Source organism: Synechococcus sp. OH2 (assembly GCF_047462155.1).
Classification (GTDB): domain Bacteria; phylum Cyanobacteriota; class Cyanobacteriia; order Thermostichales; family Thermostichaceae; genus Thermostichus.
This window is the reverse complement of record NZ_JANSIR010000008.1, coordinates 1-1,348: the sequence shown is the minus strand read 5'-3', so window position 1 is coordinate 1,348 and position 1,348 is coordinate 1. Positions and strand designations below refer to the sequence as shown.

Below are 1,348 nucleotides of genomic sequence, written 5' to 3'. Positions count from 1 at the left end.
CACCACTTCGCCCACCCGATCCAGATCGCCGGTGAGGCGGTAGACCAGGTCGCCAGTGCGGCTGCCGGAAAAGTAGTCCACATCCAAACCCTGCAAATGGGCGTAGAGCCGTTGCCGCAATTCCAATACCATTTGCAAAGAGGCCCTGGCCATAAGGGTGTCCTGGCCGTACTGGAAGGCGCCGCGCACCAGAAAAAACACCACCCCGATCAAGGCCAAGATCCGCAGTTGTCCCAGATCCCCTGCGCCGATGGAGCGGGCCACCCACTCGATCAAGTAGGCGAGGGCAGGCATGGTGAGGACAAAGCCAAGGGTACAGGCCAGCCCCAGCAGCAACATCCACAGATGGGGCCGAATGAAGGGAAAAAGGCGGCGATAGCTACGACCCGGATGCACAGATCTCAGAAGAAAAGACTTCTGCCCCAATCAGCTTACCGGATCGGGCCCCAAGCGGCTGCTGGGATCCCTGGCTAGCGGGGCTGTCTCCTAGACGGCTCTGGCTAGCCTAACTTTTGCCCATACCTGGTAAGGGGGGATCCCCTTCTTCGACGGCGTCTGCGCCAACGTCGCCAGCGGGAGACCAGGCAATCGCTGAGGCTGTGGTTCATCGAACCCAGCTCCAGCCCCATCCCCACCCAAAGCAGCATCTCTGCGTGCGCATGCAACCCTTGCCAGAGGTTGTCCCGCCAGATATCCGGCTGCCACTGCCACCAACCCAGGCGGGATCCCAGCCAAGCTGCCGCCAAGCCCGCCCCCGCCACCCACAGGCCCAGGTAGAGCAGCCGCAGGGCAGTGCCGACAATCGGCCCGTGGGACCAGAAGGAGCGGTGGTGCAGCCAGCGGCGGTAGGGAAGCCAAATCCAGCGCAGGAACAGCCAGCGGCGATACTGGCGAGAGTCAGTGTCCAGATCCCCGGAAAACATCAGGCCGCTGAAGAGATAGGCGGATCCCACGGCCAGAGCTACGGCAGCGCTGTTGCCCAACAGGCCGGCTGCCAGAGTGACGCCGGGAGCTGTCCAGAGGGTGATGCGATCGTGGGTGGATCCCAGAGGCATGAAGCCAGCGCAGTAGGCCACTGCGGCTGAGTCTAGCCGCAGGAGGAGGAAAAAGCTTGCCCCGGCTCAAGTTGGCGAACCAACAGGGATCCCTCGATTGAGGCGATCCAACACCTGCAACTGCCAGTAGAGCATCTCCACCCGCGGCATCTGAATCCCGCCTTGCTGGGCATAGCGGAGCGGGTTGGCAAAAATAGCCTCCAGTTCCAGGGGACGCTTGCGCTCGTAGTCAATCTTCATGCTGGTTCGGTAGGGGGCCATCTTCTCGGTGCTGGCCAGCATCTCGGGGATCA

The 1,348-nt window shown here is 62.4% G+C and carries 3 protein-coding genes; all 3 read right to left on the bottom strand.

Annotated features, from left to right (window positions below; genetic code table 11):
* Positions 1 to 396: ABC transporter transmembrane domain-containing protein (locus tag NW835_RS00630; protein ID WP_414414253.1), on the bottom strand; the 396-nt coding region annotated here is incomplete at its 3' end.
* A 104-nt stretch (positions 397 to 500) separates the two neighbouring features.
* A complete protein-coding gene (locus NW835_RS00625) occupies positions 501 to 1,055 on the bottom strand; it encodes a metal-binding protein (protein ID WP_414385066.1) in 555 nt (184 codons plus the stop codon).
* Between the two features lie 66 nt (positions 1,056 to 1,121).
* The coding region (locus NW835_RS00620) for a ketopantoate reductase C-terminal domain-containing protein (protein WP_414414252.1) at positions 1,122 to 1,348 on the bottom strand (227 nt) is incomplete at its 5' end.